Below are 455 nucleotides of genomic sequence, written 5' to 3' on the forward strand. Positions count from 1 at the left end.
ATCGGGATCGGCAATGATCGGGAAGTTGACGCTGGTGTTCTGCGTCTCGTTGATATCGTTGATCCAGCCCTTGTGGGACTCGACCGAATCGACCGACAGCGCAATCGCCTTGACATTGCGCTTGGCAAATTCGTCCTTCAGCTTGGCGGTCAGGCCCAGTTCGGTGGTGCAAACGGGCGTGTAGTCGGCCGGGTGCGAGAAAAGCACGCCCCAGCTGTTGCCCAGCCACTCATGAAACTTGATGCGGCCTTCGCTTGAATCCTGCTCGAAATCAGGGGCGATATCGCCCAAACGTAGAGACATCGTGTCCTCCATACACAGATTGGGAACCACTATAGCCAGATTGCCATCCAACCAAAACGACTATAAATTCACAACAACATCACTTTTCGTCATTAGGCCCGGCATTTGCTGACAACAAGGTGGAAGGCATGCGCACATTGCCGGACAATGAC

At 53.8% G+C, this 455-nt stretch carries 1 protein-coding gene; it reads right to left on the reverse strand.

Annotation, left to right across the window (positions count from 1 at the left end):
* The coding region (locus D7V77_RS42550) for a redoxin domain-containing protein (RefSeq protein ID WP_147452383.1) at window positions 1–303 on the reverse strand (303 nt) is incomplete at its 3' end.
* Window positions 304–455 lie beyond the last annotated feature (152 nt).

The organism is Corallococcus sp. CA041A (genome assembly GCF_003612075.1).
GTDB classification, from domain to species: Bacteria; Myxococcota; Myxococcia; order Myxococcales; family Myxococcaceae; genus Corallococcus; species Corallococcus exiguus.